This window comes from Streptomyces sp. NPDC049627 (assembly GCF_044465645.1).
Taxonomy (GTDB): Bacteria; Actinomycetota; Actinomycetes; order Streptomycetales; family Streptomycetaceae; genus Streptomyces.
Window position 1 is genome coordinate 462959 of record NZ_JBITLW010000004.1, and the last position, 14349, is coordinate 477307.

The 14349-nt window shown below is 70.4% G+C and carries 11 protein-coding genes; 3 read left to right on the plus strand and 8 right to left on the minus strand.

Annotation, left to right across the window (positions count from 1 at the left end; translation table 11 throughout):
- Positions 1 to 177: 177 nt before the first annotated feature.
- Complete coding sequence (locus tag ACIBU0_RS13845; protein ID WP_398816558.1) at positions 178 to 1863, plus strand: PucR family transcriptional regulator; 1686 nt, start codon at positions 178 to 180, stop codon at positions 1861 to 1863.
- A 211-nt stretch (positions 1864 to 2074) separates the two neighbouring features.
- Here ACIBU0_RS13845 and ACIBU0_RS13850 read toward each other — a convergent pair whose 3' ends face one another.
- Positions 2075 to 3403: a class I SAM-dependent RNA methyltransferase gene (locus ACIBU0_RS13850; RefSeq protein ID WP_398816561.1), complete on the minus strand. Its 1329-nt coding sequence runs from the start codon at positions 3401 to 3403 to the stop codon at positions 2075 to 2077.
- A 128-nt stretch (positions 3404 to 3531) separates the two neighbouring features.
- Positions 3532 to 5580 carry an APC family permease gene (locus ACIBU0_RS13855; protein WP_398816563.1) on the minus strand — a complete coding sequence of 683 codons (2049 nt, stop codon included), beginning with the start codon at positions 5578 to 5580 and terminating at the stop codon, positions 3532 to 3534.
- A gap of 507 nt (positions 5581 to 6087) precedes the next feature.
- On the opposite strand from ACIBU0_RS13855, the gene ACIBU0_RS13860 reads away from it, so the two are divergent.
- On the plus strand, positions 6088 to 6759 hold the full coding sequence (locus ACIBU0_RS13860) for a potassium channel family protein (RefSeq protein ID WP_398816566.1): 672 nt from the start codon (positions 6088 to 6090) through the stop codon (positions 6757 to 6759).
- A complete protein-coding gene (locus ACIBU0_RS13865; protein WP_151786317.1) occupies positions 6759 to 7436 on the plus strand; it encodes a TrkA family potassium uptake protein in 678 nt (225 codons plus the stop codon). The genes ACIBU0_RS13860 and ACIBU0_RS13865 overlap by 1 nt, the downstream gene beginning before the upstream one ends.
- A gap of 187 nt (positions 7437 to 7623) precedes the next feature.
- On the opposite strand, the gene ACIBU0_RS13870 is transcribed toward ACIBU0_RS13865, so the two are convergent.
- The 6 genes from ACIBU0_RS13870 to ACIBU0_RS13895 form a co-directional block, all read right to left on the minus strand.
- Positions 7624 to 8355 (minus strand): DUF3159 domain-containing protein, encoded by a 732-nt coding sequence (locus ACIBU0_RS13870; protein WP_398816570.1) that lies wholly within the window; start codon positions 8353 to 8355, stop codon positions 7624 to 7626.
- Positions 8356 to 8358: 3 nt separating this feature from the next.
- On the minus strand, positions 8359 to 8757 hold the full coding sequence (locus ACIBU0_RS13875) for an OB-fold nucleic acid binding domain-containing protein (RefSeq protein WP_398816572.1): 399 nt from the start codon (positions 8755 to 8757) through the stop codon (positions 8359 to 8361).
- Positions 8758 to 8875: 118 nt separating this feature from the next.
- Entirely contained in the window at positions 8876 to 9556 is a 681-nt protein-coding gene (locus ACIBU0_RS13880) for a response regulator (protein WP_398816575.1), read from the minus strand.
- A complete protein-coding gene (locus tag ACIBU0_RS13885) occupies positions 9553 to 12108 on the minus strand; it encodes an ATP-binding protein (RefSeq protein ID WP_398816578.1) in 2556 nt (851 codons plus the stop codon). The genes ACIBU0_RS13880 and ACIBU0_RS13885 overlap by 4 nt, the downstream gene beginning before the upstream one ends.
- A 134-nt stretch (positions 12109 to 12242) precedes the next feature.
- Positions 12243 to 13409 (minus strand): alginate lyase family protein, encoded by a 1167-nt coding sequence (locus tag ACIBU0_RS13890; RefSeq protein ID WP_398816581.1) that lies wholly within the window; start codon positions 13407 to 13409, stop codon positions 12243 to 12245.
- A 181-nt stretch (positions 13410 to 13590) separates the two neighbouring features.
- A complete protein-coding gene (locus ACIBU0_RS13895; RefSeq protein WP_398816584.1) occupies positions 13591 to 14349 on the minus strand; it encodes a DUF3710 domain-containing protein in 759 nt (252 codons plus the stop codon).

Below are 14349 nucleotides of genomic sequence, written 5' to 3' on the forward strand. Positions count from 1 at the left end.
CTCCGCGTACCTCGATGACGCCAATGCTCGATCTGTCCGCCCGCGCCGCGGCATCTGGGCGTTGTGTCAGCCGCACCCGGCAACACGCCCCGCCCGTCCTGCTCACAGCAGCCCTTTCAGAGCTCTTGCGCAGGTCAGCGAGGATTGTCAGGGTGACGGAGCACCCAGGGAGGTCCCATGCGCGAGAAGCACCACACGGCCGCGAGGCCCGTCACCGACGGTCCTGACGCCTCCTTGGCAGGCCCGGACGTGGCCACCGCTGGCCATCCGCTCACCGTGGCCGACGTTCTGACCCTCCCCGTCCTCGCCGCCGGGCAGCCGCGGGTCGTCACCGGAGCAGACCTGCTCGACCGCCCCGTCCGCTGGGTTCACATGACCGAGCTGACCGACCCGGCCTCCTTCCTCAAGGGTGGCGAGCTCGTACTGACCACCGGTATGCCCCTGCCCGAGGAGCCGGCCGGCGTACGCCGCTACGTGAACGAACTCGCCGACGTCGGCGCGGCGGCCTTGGTCATCGAACTGGTCCGCCGTTACCACCGCCCGCCAGACGCCCTGGTCCATGCCTGCGCGGCCCGCGGGCTCCCCCTCGTGACCCTGGCCAAGGACGTCAACTTCCTTGAGGTCACACAGGTCGTCCACGCTCTCATCCTCGGCAACCAGGCCGAGGAGATGCGCCGGACCCAGCGCATTCACGAGGCGTTCACCGCCCTCACGCTGCGCGGCGCCGTGCCCGAGGAGGTCGTACACGCCGCCGCCGAGATGAGCGGCCACACCGTCGTGCTGGAGAACCTGGCCCACCAGGCACTGATCTGCGCGCCCTCCGCAGGCACGGTTGAGGCAGCGCTCAGCGACTGGGAACGGCGCTCACGAGCGACACCTCCCACCGGCCGCGCATCCGTGTCCGGGCCCGGCGGCTGGCTCGTGACATCCGTGGAGTACCAGGGCGAAAGCTGGGGCAGGCTGGTCGTGCTGCCCGCTCCGTCAGACCGGCCCACCCCCTCGACATTCGGCCCGACGGCGGTGACGGTTCTGGAGAGATCTGCGATGGCCCTCACCATCGCCCGCGTCATCCACCCCGTGCCCTGGGAACGCACCGCACACCGCAATCTCCTGCGCGACCTCGTCGGACAACGTCACCACTCTCCTGCGGACGCCGAGGCCCGGGTCGCCGCACTGGGTCTGTCCACCAAGGACTGCGGCTTCATGGCCGTGCTCGCGGACTTTCCTCAAGAGACGGACGCGACGAAAAGCGAGGCCCTCCTCGGCGAAGAGCTGAGGAAGCAGGGGACACAGGCCCTCATCGGCGTTCTCGGCCCCACGCGCCTCGGCATCCTCCTGTCCCTGCGCCCCGGCCGGCCCTGCCCACCCGTGGTCGAACATCTGAGCCGCACCGTACTCGAGTTGGCGCCGGGGGCCACCGTCAGCGCGGGCAGCGAGGCGGCGGACCTCTCCGATGTCGCCCGATCCTTCCGCGAGGCGACCCGCGTCAGCGAAGCCACCGAGCCCGGCCGGCCGCTCCCGCCGGGACGCTCTTACCACCAGCCATCCGACATCGGCCTGCGCCGCCTGCTCTTCGCGCTCCGGGAGGACACCCGGATCCAGGACTTCACCGAACGCCGGCTGAGCCGACTCCTCGACCATGATGCCCGCCACGGGACGGACTTGCTGACGACCTTGCGCCACTACCTTGACGCGGCCGGCAACAAGACCCTGGCAGCCCGCTCCGGCTGTCTGTCCCGCGAGACCGTTTACCAACGTCTGCGCAGCATCGAGCGGATACTCGACTGCGATCTCGAGTCCGGCGAACACCGCACCGAACTACACGTGGCACTCACAGCGCTCGACGTCCTACGGGCCAGGTGAGCCGGTAGGAATCAACAGGCCGACGGCGCTCCCGGCATACGAGGAAGCCGTGCGTCATTCGTGCGTCACGCCGCAAGAACCAACGGGCTCCGCCACTCCCCCGCGCCCCTCCTCCTCAGACGAATGTCCAGGTCACGCGGCATCGTCCGACTTCACCCGTTCCCGCCTCCCAAACAGGTCGAGCCGACGAAGGAAGTCAGAAAACCACAGGTCAAGAGCCCTTTCCGACGGGTTCCAGGATCGCGACGCACTCCACGTGGGAGGTCATCGGGAACAGATCGAACGCCCGCAGCATCCGCACCCGATACCCCCCGTCCCGGAAGTACCCCAAGTCCCGCGCCAGCGCAGCCGGATCGCACGCGACGTACGCGATCCGGCGCGCCCCCAGCGACGCCAGATGCGCGACCGTCTTCCGGCCCGCCCCCGCCCGCGGCGGGTCCAGGACGATCAAGTCCACCTCGGTGATGCCGGTACGCGGCAACACGGCCTCGACCTTGCCCTGCTCGATCCGTACCCGGTCGAAGCCGGCCAGGTTGTGCCGGGCGTCCTCCACCGCGCGCTTGCCGGACTCGATGCCGAGGACCGCGCCCTGCTCGCCGAGCCGGTCGGCCAGGGCGCCCGCGAACAGCCCGACACCGCAGTAGAGGTCGAGCGCCATCTCGCCCTTGCGCGGCAGCAGGCCCTGCATGACGGCCGTCACCAGGGTGTCGGCGGCCTTCGGGTGGACCTGCCAGAAGCCGCCGCTGCCGACGCGGTACGTCCGGCCGTCCGCGCGTTCGCGGACGAAGGGGCGGCCGTGGACGCGGTGGGTCCCGCCGTCCTTCTCGCCGACCCGCATCACCGACACCGGCTTGTCCAGCTCCACCAGCGGCAGTCGCGCTCCCGGCCTCGGCGTCAGGATCACCTGCCGGTCCTGCGACCCCGTCGCCGCGATCGCCTCCACGCCCGCCATGCCCGTCCAGTCGCGCTTCTCGATGCCCAGCTCGCTGACGCCCTCCGCGGCGATCATGCAGTGGTCGATCGGCTCGACCTCGTGCGAGCGGTGCCGGCGCAGTCCGGCGTGGCCGTCGGCGTCGACCGCGTACTGCACGCGCGTCCGCCACTGCGGCACCTGCCCCGCCGGCAGCTTGTCGCCCTCGGCCGGCATGACCGTGCCGTCCCAGCCGACGTCCTCCGGCGTCAGTCCGGCGAGCCGCTCCAGCTGCTCGGCGATGACCTCGCCCTTCATCCGGCGCTGCGCCCCCGGCTTGGCGTGCTGCCAGTCGCAGCCGCCGCAGCGGCCGGGACCGGCGAAGGGGCAGGGCGCCTCGATGCGGTCCTTGGAGGCGGACAGCACCTCGACGGCGTCGGCGCGCAGGAACCGGTCGCCCTCCTCTCCCTCGGTCACCCGGGCCACGACCCGCTCACCGGGCAGCGTGTGCCGGACGAACAGCACCTGGCCGGCGTCGGTGCGGGCGATGCAGTGCCCACCGTGGGCGACGGGGCCGATCTCGACCTCGTACTCCTCCCCCACCAGCGACTTCTTCGGTTCTGCCTGCATGGCGGGGTGACTCCAGATCGAGAAGGGGATACGGCCCTCGACAGTGGGCCACGGACGGCTCCGCGGAGGGCCTGACAACAGCCCACCAGTCTACGTGCTCCCCGCCGCGCCGCCGTGCCCTGCCCGCCTCAGCGCTGGGCGTCCGGCTCCTTCGCCCGCTCCTGGGCGGGCCCGCGCCGCACCGAACCCGGTGCGTTCCACTCCTGCCGCTTGCGGGCCCTGGCCTTCGCCAGCTCGGAGGACTGGAGCTGGTACGGCACCGAGGTCACCATGATGCCCGGCGTGAACAGCAGCCGGCCCTTCAGCCGCAGCGCGCTCTGGTTGTGCAGCAGATGCTCGTACCAGTGGCCGACGACGTACTCGGGGATGATGACCGACACCGCGTCGCGCGGGGACTCCTTGCGCAGGCTCTTCACGTAGTCGATGACCGGGCGCGTGATCTCGCGGTACGGCGAGTCGAGCACCTTCAGCGGTACGTCGATGCCGCGCCGCTCCCACTCCGCGCGCAGCGCCTTGGTCTCCACCGGGTCCACGTTGACGCTGAGCGCCTCCAGGGTGTCCGAGCGCAGCAGCTTGGCGTAGGCCAGGGCGCGCAGGGCGGGGCGGTGGATCTTGGAGACCAGGACGACGGAGTGCACACGGGAGGGCCGTACGAGGTCGTCGGCCGGGCCCTCGGGGGCGGCGAGTTCCTCGGAGACGTGGTCGTAGTGGCGGCGGATGGCCGTCATCGTCACGTAGAAGATCACCATGCCAAGCAGGGCGACCCACGCACCGTGCGTGAACTTGGTGACGAGGACGACGACCAGGACCAGTCCGGTGAAGAAGGCGCCGAAGGCGTTGATCGCGCGGGAGCGGACCATGTGACGGCGCTTCGCCTGGTCCTTCTCCATGGCCAGGAGGCGGTTCCAGTGGCGGACCATGCCGGTCTGGCTGAGCGTGAAGGACACGAACACGCCGACGATGTACAGCTGGATCAGTCGCGTGGAGTCGGCGCCGTAGATCCACACCAGCAGCGCGGCCGCGCCCGCCAGGAGGACGATGCCGTTGGAGAAGGCGAGCCGGTCGCCGCGGGTGTGCAGCTGGCGCGGCAGATAGCGGTCCTGGGCGAGGATCGAGCCGAGCACCGGGAAGCCGTTGTAGGCGGTGTTGGCGGCCAGGAACAGCACGAGGGCGGTAGCCGCGGCGAGCACGATGAAGAAGAAGCTGCCCTTGCCGAAGACGGCCTCCGCGACCTGGGTGATCACCGGGTTCTGGACGTAGTCGGCGCCGACCGCGACGCCGTTCTTCAGCAGGTCGACGGCCGGGTTCTCGGCCATGCGGACGTCGGTCACCAGCGCGAGCCCGATGATGCCGCAGAACATGGTGACGGCCAGCAGGCCCATCATCGCGAGCGTGGTCGCGGCGTTCTTCGACTTGGGCTTGCGGAAGGCCGGGACGCCGTTGGAGATGGCCTCCACACCAGTGAGCGCGGCACAGCCGGAGGAGAAGGCGCGCAGGAGCAGGAAGACGAGCGCGAAGCCCGCGAGTCCCTCGTGTTCCGCCTTGATCTCGTACGACGCCGTGGGCGCCCGCATGGTCTCGTCGAGGACGAGCCCGCGGAACGCACCCCACGCGATCATGATGAAGACGCCCGCGACGAAGACGTACGTCGGGATCGCGAAGAGACTGCCGGACTCCCTGACGCCGCGCAGGTTCATCAGCGTCAGCAGCACGATCACGGCGACCGCGCACTCGACCTTGTGCTCGACGACGAACGGGACGGCGGAGCCGAGGTTCTCGATGCCGGACGCGATGGAGACGGCGACCGTCAGGACGTAGTCGACGAGCAGGGCGCTCGCCACCGTCAGGCCCGCCTTGGCACCCAGGTTGGTGGTCGCCACCTCGTAGTCGCCGCCGCCGCTGGGGTAGGCGTGCACGTTCTGCCGGTAGGAGGCGACCACGGTGAACATCAGCACGACGACCGCGACCGCGATCCAGGGGCTGAAGTGGTACGCCGACACGCCCGCGATGGAGAGGACCAGCAGCACTTCTCCGGGCGCGTACGCCACGGACGACAGCGGGTCGGAGGCGAAGACGGGCAGGGCGATGCGCTTCGGCAGGAGCGTTTCCGCCAGCCGATCACTGCGCAGTGCGCGCCCGATCAGAATCCGTTTGGGCACGTCGGTCAGTTTGGACACAACAGAGAATCGTAGGCCCCCTGCCTGGGGCGGAGCACATCCGGGTGAAATCGCGCGCGGCGCGGGGGTGAATTCGGTCCTCCGCTCGCGCCGGGTTCCGGTCCGGGAGACGGCCGCATGCCTCCATGACCTGCGTCGGTACGCTCATCACATCCGGGAGACCTCATGTCGCAGACGACCGCTCAGCTCGTCGGTGCCCTCGTCGCGCTCGCCGGACTCGCTGCCCTGGCACTGGCCAGCCTCCGCAGCTTCAACCGCCGTTGAGGGGGCCGGTCGTCGCGTGAGACGGTGCCTGGCGGGTGTGTCCGACCCTGACGTTACGGTGGACTGAGGCACCCCGTGAGCCCACGATCCGAACCGCCAGGGATCATCGGTGGGATTCCCCGGCATGATGTTGCCCAGCGGTCCGCGACCGGCCCGCGCCCGTTGCCCGGCGAACCGAGAGAAGGATATGAGCGCCACGTTCACGCAAGTCAGACGCCTAACGAGGAGTGCGGGGTAAGCGCCGTGCACATCGTCATCATGGGTTGCGGAAGGGTGGGCTCCGCTCTTGCCCAGACCCTGGAGCAACAAGGGCACACGGTCGCCGTGATCGACCAGGACCCCACCGCGTTCCGGCGGCTGGGCCCCGGCTTCGGAGGCCGCCGGGTCACCGGCATCGGCTTCGACCAGGACACCCTGCGCGAGGCGGGCATCGAGGAGGCGGGCGCGTTCGCCGCCGTCTCCAGCGGCGACAACTCGAACATCATCTCCGCGCGCGTGGCCCGCGAGATGTTCGGCGTGGAGAACGTCGCGGCCCGGATCTACGACCCCCGCCGCGCCGAGGTCTACCAGCGCCTGGGCATCCCCACCGTGGCCACGGTCCGCTGGACGGCCGACCAGATGCTGCGCCGTCTGCTCCCCTCGGGCGCCGAGCCTCTGTGGCGGGACCCCACCGGCGGCGTCCAGCTCGCCGAGGTGCACGCGTCCGCCGCCTGGGTGGGCCACAAGATCAGCACGATGCAGGAGGAGACCGGCGTCCGCGTCGCGTTCCTCACCCGCCTCGGCGAGGCGATCCTGCCCACCTCGCAGACGGTGCTGCAGGAGGGCGACCTGGTGCACGTGATGATGCGCACCGACGAGGTCGACAAGGTCGAGGCGTCCTTCGCCAAGGGTCCCGAAGAGGAGGGCGGTCACTGATGAGGGTCGCCATTGCCGGTGCCGGTGCGGTGGGCCGCTCCATCGCGGGCGAACTGCTGGAGAACGGCCACGAGGTCCTGCTCGTCGACAAGGCGCCGACCGCCATCTCGGTCGAGCGCGTCCCGCAGGCGGAGTGGCTGCTGGCCGACGCCTGCGAGATCACGTCCCTGGACGAGGCGGCGCTGCAGCGCTGCAACGTGGTGATCGCCGCGACGGGCGACGACAAGGTCAACCTGGTCGTCTCGCTCCTGGCGAAGACGGAGTACGGCGTCCCGCGCGTCGTGGCCCGCGTGAACAACCCCAAGAACGAGTGGCTGTTCAACGAGGCCTGGGGCGTGGACGTCGCGGTCTCGACGCCCCGCCTGATGTCGGCCCTGGTCGAGGAAGCGGTGTCGGTCGGCGACCTGGTCCGCCTCCTCCGCTTCAGCCACGGCGACGCCAACCTCGTCGAACTGACCCTCCCGGAGGAGTCGGCCCTGGCCGGCACCCAGGTCGGCGACGTGGAGTGGCCGCAGGACACGTCCCTGGTCACCATCATCCGCGGCACCCGCGTCCTCACCCCGTCCCGCGAGGACTCCTTGGAGGCGGGCGACGAGCTGCTGTTCGTGGCCGCGCAGGCGCGGGAGGAGCAGCTGGAGGACCTGCTGTCGGTGCGGCGGGAGGACACGGCGGGCTAGCCGAGTCCCGCGCTACGACGACGAAGGGCGCCCTGGGATCCCAGGGCGCCCTTCGCGTCATGGCACCTCTCAGCGCCGGTCAGTGCATTTCAGCCCGTCCGGCGTTTGAGGACGAGGCCCGTTCAGGGCCGAAGCGGGGGTCTGGGGGCGGCAGCCCCCAGTTGACGGCAACGACGACGCCGGGTGCCTACTCGGCCGACCTCGCGGCAGCCTCCCGCGCCTTCTCCTCCGCCTCCATCTCGGCGAACACGTCGATCGGCGCGGGCGCCTTCGCCAGGAAAACCCACGTCAGCCACACGGCCAGCAGGAACGGCGGAATCTTCAGCGCGACCAGCACCCAGCCCAGCTGCGTCGTGTCCGCCCACCAGTACAGCGGGAAGAGGATCGCGCACTTGGCGAGCAGGATCAGCCCCCACGCCCAACTGGCCTTCGCATACGCCTTCTTGCGCCCGGGGTTCCGCTTGCGCCAGGAGAGGTTCTCCTTGAACACCGGCCCGAGGATCAGCCCGATCAGCGGCACCCCGCACAGCGTCGTGATGATGTACGCGAGCCCCAGCCCCAGCGTGTAGAGCATGCCGGGCAGGTAGAAGTCCTTCGCGTTGCCGGTCATCATCGCGAACACGACACCGAACGCGACGCCGAAGACACCGCTGAACGCGTGCTTGACGGTGTCCCGCATCACCAGGCGCACCACGACGAGCACCAGGGACACCACGAGCGCGGCGATGGCCGACAGGTGCAGGTCCTTGTTGATCGTGTAGATGGTGACGAAGAGCAGACCGGGCAGCACCGTCTCGATCATGCCGCGCATGCCGCCGAAGGCCTCGAACAGCGCGGCCTCGGTCACCGCCCGGGTGTCCTGCTCGGACTGCTCGGCGTCTGCGGTGGTGTCTTCAGTCGGCTTGTCGAGCGACGTCACCGGCTACTCCCGTCCGAGGGGTCTCAGTTCGTATTTCGGGTTGAACAGCACCCGGCGGCCTCGGCTCATGGAGATCCGGCCCGATGCGATCAGCCGGCGCCCCGGCTCTATGCCGACTATGGAGCGCCTGCCGAGCCACACCACGTCCAGGGCGGCGGAGCCGTCGAACAGCTCGGCCTCCAGGGCCGGGACTCCCGCACGCGGCCGCAGGGTGACCGTGCGCAAGGTACCAGTAACCGTCACGATCTGGCGGTCATGGCAGTCACCGATCTTGATACAGCCGGCCGTCTCGGCGTCCTCACGCAGCTCCTCGGACTCCAGGTCCTCCTGCGACGAGGAGAGCCGGTCGAGCATGCGCCGGAACCGGCCGACCGACTTTTCGGAACGAGGAACAGCACTCATGACTTGAAGCCTACCGGGGTGCACCGACACCTACGTACCCGTGGTACCCACCCGCGAACCGACCCTCTCCGACCGGCCCCTTTTCCCCAATCGACCGGTCACTTGCCGCATCGGCCGGTCACTTCTCGAAGCGGTACCCCATCCCCGGCTCGGTGATGAAGTGCTTGGGATGCGACGGGTCCGCCTCCAGCTTCCTGCGCAGCTGGGCCATGTACACCCGCAGATAGTTCGTCTCCGTCCCGTACGACGGCCCCCACACCTCCTGCAACAGCTGCTTCTGGCCGACGAGGCGCCCCGTGTTGCGCACCAGCACCTCCAGCAGGTGCCACTCCGTGGGCGTCAGCCGTACGTCCTTCCCGCCCCGGTTGACCTTCTTCGCGGCCAGGTCGACGGTGAACTCCTCGGTCTCCACGATCACGTCGTCCTCGCCCCCGGTGGGTTCGGCCCGGCGGACGGCGGCCCGCAGCCGGGCCAGCAGCTCGTCCATGCCGAAGGGCTTGGTGACGTAGTCGTCGGCGCCCGCGTCCAGCGCCTCGACCTTCTCGTCGGAGGTGTGCCGGGCGGACAGCACCAGGATCGGCACCCGGGTCCAGCCGCGCAGGCCGCGGATCACCTCCACGCCGTCCATGTCGGGCAGGCCCAGGTCGAGGACGACGACGTCGGGGTGGCGGGCGGCGGCGAGGTCGAGGGCGGTGGCCCCGTCGTGGGCCGCGTCGACCTCGTACTTGCGGGCCTTGAGGTTGATCACGAGGGCGCGCACGATCTGCGGCTCGTCGTCGATCACGAGCACCCGGGTCATGTGACCTGCCTTTCGGGTTCTGCGAGGCGTTCTTCAAAAGCTTCGGGGCGCGCTCCCGCCGCCCGGAGCGTGAGCACCATGGTGAGGCCGCCGCCCGGCGTGTCCTCGGCGTCGAGGGTGCCGCCCATGGCTTCGGCGAAGCCGCGCGCGACCGCGAGGCCGAGGCCCACTCCGGCTCCGCGCGGGGCATCGCCGTAGCGCTGGAAGGGCTCGAAGATGCGCTCCTTGGCGTCGTCGGGGACGCCCGGCCCCCGGTCGACCACCCGGACCTCGACCCGGTCCGCGAGGGCGCTCGCGGAGACGAGGACGGCCCCGGTGTCCGGGCTGTACTTGACGGCGTTCTCCACCAGGTTGGCCACCGACCGCTCCAGCAGCCCCGGGTCCACGGCGGCCATGGGCAGCGTCTCCGGGATGTCCAGCTCGACGCGTTCCTCCGGCACCCCGCCCAGCGCCATCGGCACCACCTCGTCGAGGTCGATGTCGCGGATGAGAGGCGTGACCGTGCCGGTCTGCAGCCGGGACATGTCGAGGAGGTTCCCGACGAGGTGGTCGAGCCGGTCGGCGCCGTCCTCGATGCCCTCCAGCAGTTCCGCCTCGTCCTCCTCGGACCACGCCACGTCGTCGGACCGCAGCGAGGAGACCGCCGCCTTGATGCCGGCGAGAGGCGTACGGAGGTCGTGGCTGACGGCGGCCAGCAGTGCCGTGCGGATGCGGTTGCCCTCGGCGAGCTCCTTGGCCTGGTCGGCCTCGCGCTGGAGGCGCTGGCGGTCCAGGACGACGGCCGACTGCGCGGCGAAGGCGGCGAGCACCCGACGGTCCTCGGCGGGCAGCACCCGGCCGGTCAGCGCCAGCGCCATGTGGTCGCCCACCGGTACGTCGACGTCGGCGTCCTCCGGCCGCGCCGGCGCCCGCCCCAGGCCCACCCGGCCCGCGCAGGTCCAGGGGTCGAGGTCGCTCTGCCGCTCCAGCAGGGCCGCCGATGCCATGCCGAAGGTCTCGCGGACCCGTTCCAGGAGGGCCTCCAGGCTGGTCTCGCCGCGCAGCACGTTCCCGGCGAGGAAGGACAGGATCTCCGACTCGGCGCGCAGCCGGGCCGCCTGGTGGGTGCGGCGGGCCGCCAGGTCGACCACCGAGGCCACCGACACCGCCACGAACACGAAGATCACGAGCGCGAGCAGGTTCTTCGGGTCGGCGATCGTGATGTGGTGCACCGGCGCCGTGAAGTACCAGTTGAGCAGCAGCGAGCCGACCGCCGCCGACGCCAGCGCGGGGAGGAGCCCGCCGAGCAGGGCCGCCGCCACCGTCAGGGTCAGGAACAGCAGCATGTCGTTCGCGAGGCCGAGGTCGGTGTCGACGTGGGTCAGCAGCAGGGTGAGCAGCGCGGGACCGCCGACGCCGACGAGCCAGCCCCAGAGCACCCGGGGCCGGCCGAGGCGCGCTCCCCGGGCCACGGGCAGTGCGCGCCCCTTGGCGACCTCGTCGTGCGTGACGATGTGCACGTCGAGGTCGGGGCCGGACTCCCGGGCCACCGTGACGCCCACGCCCGGTCCGAAGACGTACTGCCAGCTCTTGCGGCGTGAGGAGCCGAGCACTATCTGTGTGGCGTTCGCCCCGCGTGCGAAGGCCAGCAGTGCTGCCGGGATGTCGTCGCCCACGACGTGGTGGAAGGTGCCGCCCAGATCCTCGACGAGGGTGCGCTGCACGGCCAGTTCCTTGGGTGAGGCGGAGGTGAGGCCGTCGCTGCGGGCGATGTAGACGGCCAGTACCTCACCGCCGGCGCCCTTCTCCGCGAGGCGGGCGGCCCGCCGGATCAGGGTCCGTCCCTCCGGGCCGCCGGTCAGCCCGACCACGATCCGCTCCCGCGAACCCCAGATCGCCGACACCCGGTGATCGCTGCGGTACTGCTTCAGGTGCTCGTCGACCCGGTCCGCCACCCACAGCAGGGCCAGTTCGCGCAGTGCGGTGAGGTTGCCGGGGCGGAAGTAGTTCGACAGCGCCGCGTCGACCTTGTCCGGCCGGTAGATGTTGCCGTGCGCCATCCGCCGCCGCAGCGCCTCCGGCGACATGTCGACCAGCTCGATCTGGTCGGCCCGGCGCACCACCTCGTCCGGCACGGTCTCCTGCTGCCGTACGCCGGTGATCGACTCGACGATGTCGCCCAGTGACTCCAGGTGCTGGATGTTGACGGTCGATACGACGTCGATGCCCGCGGCGAGCAGTTCCTCGACGTCCTGCCAGCGCTTGGCGTTGCGCGAGCCGGGGACGTTGGTATGGGCGAGCTCGTCGACGAGCGCCACCTGCGGGCGCCGCGCCAGGACGGCGTCGACGTCCATCTCGGTGAAGGCGCTCCCCCGGTACGTCAGGTCCCTGCGCCGTATCTGCTCGAGGCCGTGGAGCATCACCTCGGTGCGCGGCCGGCCGTGGTGCTCCACGAAGGCGACCACACACTCGGTGCCCCGCTCGGCACGGCGGTGCGCCTCGGACAGCATCGCGTACGTCTTGCCGACGCCCGGTGCCGCACCGAGGTAGATCCGAAGCCTGCCGCGTCCCATGGTCCCCATTGTGTTCCGGCCACTGTTGCCTACGCAGCGTCGACCTTACGGCCAATAATCGAGACAAATGGGGCCGGGTGGAGTGGCGGGAGCGTCTTTGACGCAACTCTGACGCTCCCGCCGGGCCACGGGTCTCAGCCTGGGTTGTCGCCGTGGGTGAGGGTCTCCCAGGCGACGAACAGGTTGTTGCTGCCGGCCGGGCGGCCCCGCTCGGTGAGCGTCTCGGTGTTGGTCATGGCGTGGCCGAGACGGTTCGCCAGGGCGTTGTGCCCGACCTCGGTGACCGGGCCGAGCCCGAGCTTCAGCGAGCCCCGGCACAGCCAGCTGGGCACGGCCGCGCCGAGCTCGTACTTGGCCTGGAACCCGAGCGCGTGCCGCAGCCGCTCGCCGACGTCGGTGCCGTACAGGTCCTGCCCCTGGATCCGGCTGGTCTCCGCGACGTGGGAGATGGCGGAGATGCCGTATCCGGTGTGCGTGAGGTCGCGGCAGGTCTCCTGGGTGAGGCCGGTGACGAAGGTGGACTGCCCCTGCCAGTAGTTGACGATCTTCTCGCGGGTGTCGAGGTGCTGGCTCGGCACGGTCTTCGGCAGGTCGCCGTCGGAGGACAGGTAGACGTAGGCGGCGGTACGGGTGCGGAACTTCGCCATGGCCTTGTCGTACGACGCCTTGTCCTCGAGGAAGACGGAGATGCCGACGGCGGCCTCCATCATCGACAGCTCCCAGTTGCCGTTGGAGTTCGACCCGCCCAGGATCTCGGGCAGATACACGCTGCGGAGCATGGTGGCGAACCGGCCGGAGTTCGGCCAGCTCCCGGTGTACGTGTACTTGATGATCTCGGCGGCCCTGGGCCAGGAGGAGCCGGCCCAGCCGGTCTGCAGGGGCGCGTTGCTGTTGGTGTGGTCCTTGATCACCGCGGACCAGGCGTCCATCAGCTCGATGGCCTTCTTCGCGTGCCGCTCGTCGCGGGTGATGTACCAGGCCAGGGCCTGGGTGTAGGCGGCGATCGCGTCCTCGCGCTCATCGGTGCAGCCGTGGTTGGGGTTCGAGTACGAGCCGCACTCGACGACCGCGCGGGGCTTGGGGGTGCGGTTCAGATCGGCGTACTTGCTCGCCATCATCCGGTCGAAGGCGCCCTTCCAGGGTTGGGCGCCGGCGTTGACCTGGGAGCGGGTGAAGTCCAACTGCCCCTTGGAGACGGTGACTCCGGGATGGACGAAGGTGGGGGGAGCGGCGTCGGCGGGCCAGGCGAGAACACCGGCGACGAGGGCGGCCGCGGCCGCGAAGAGTGCGGTTCTGCGCATGCGTGGGGGGCCTTCCGTTCTCGTATATGAACGTGAAGCGCCTTTATGAACAGGCGCGCTGGCCGGAGACGGTAGGTACAGACCAATGCGCCGTCAAGAGTTCACGCACGAAAAAGGGCCGCACCCCGTGAAGGGGTGCGGCCCTGGTGTCTTTACGACAGCTGCCGGGTCTCTACGACGCTCAGCGAACCTCGGTGATCTCCGGCCCGCGCTGCAGCTGGCCCATGCCACCGGAGAAGCGGGAGCCCGCCTCCTCCTGCTGGACGCCCTCGGGAACCATCTGGGCGTCGTTCGGCAGCTTCAGGACGATCGGGTCACGGGGCGCCATCGGGCCCTCGCCGCGGACCACGACCGTGTCCCGGAAGATCTGCTCGAGCAGACCCGCGGCCTGCGGCTGCACCGCGCCCTGGCCCGAGATCACACCACGCAGGAACCAGCGGGGACCGTCCACGCCGACGAACCGCACGACCTGGAAACCGCCCGTGCCGTCCGGCAGCTGCACCGGCACCTGGGCCCGCAGCTCCCAGCCCAGCGGGCCCTCGACCTCGTCGATGATGCCACCCTGCTGGGTGATGCCGGAGCCGATCTCCTCGCGCACCTCGCCCCAGATGCCCTCGCGCTTCGGCGCGGCGAAGGCCTGCAGCTGGATGGCGCTGTCGCGCAGCACGACGGTCGCCGCGACGATCGCGTCACCGGCGACCTCGACGCGCAGCTCCATGCCGTCCACGCCCGGCACGAACAGGCCGCCCAGGTCCACCCGGCCCTCGCCGGGGTCCCGGACCTCGGAGCTGTCCCAGGGCCCGTCGGGCCGCGGTTCCGGTTCCAGCCGTACGCGCTCGCGCGTGCCGTCGTCGTCCGCCTCAGTGTCGATGTCGACGACCTGCTCGGGCTCGCCGGCCGCGTCCTCGGCGGCACCCTTCTTCTTGCGACGTCCGAACAC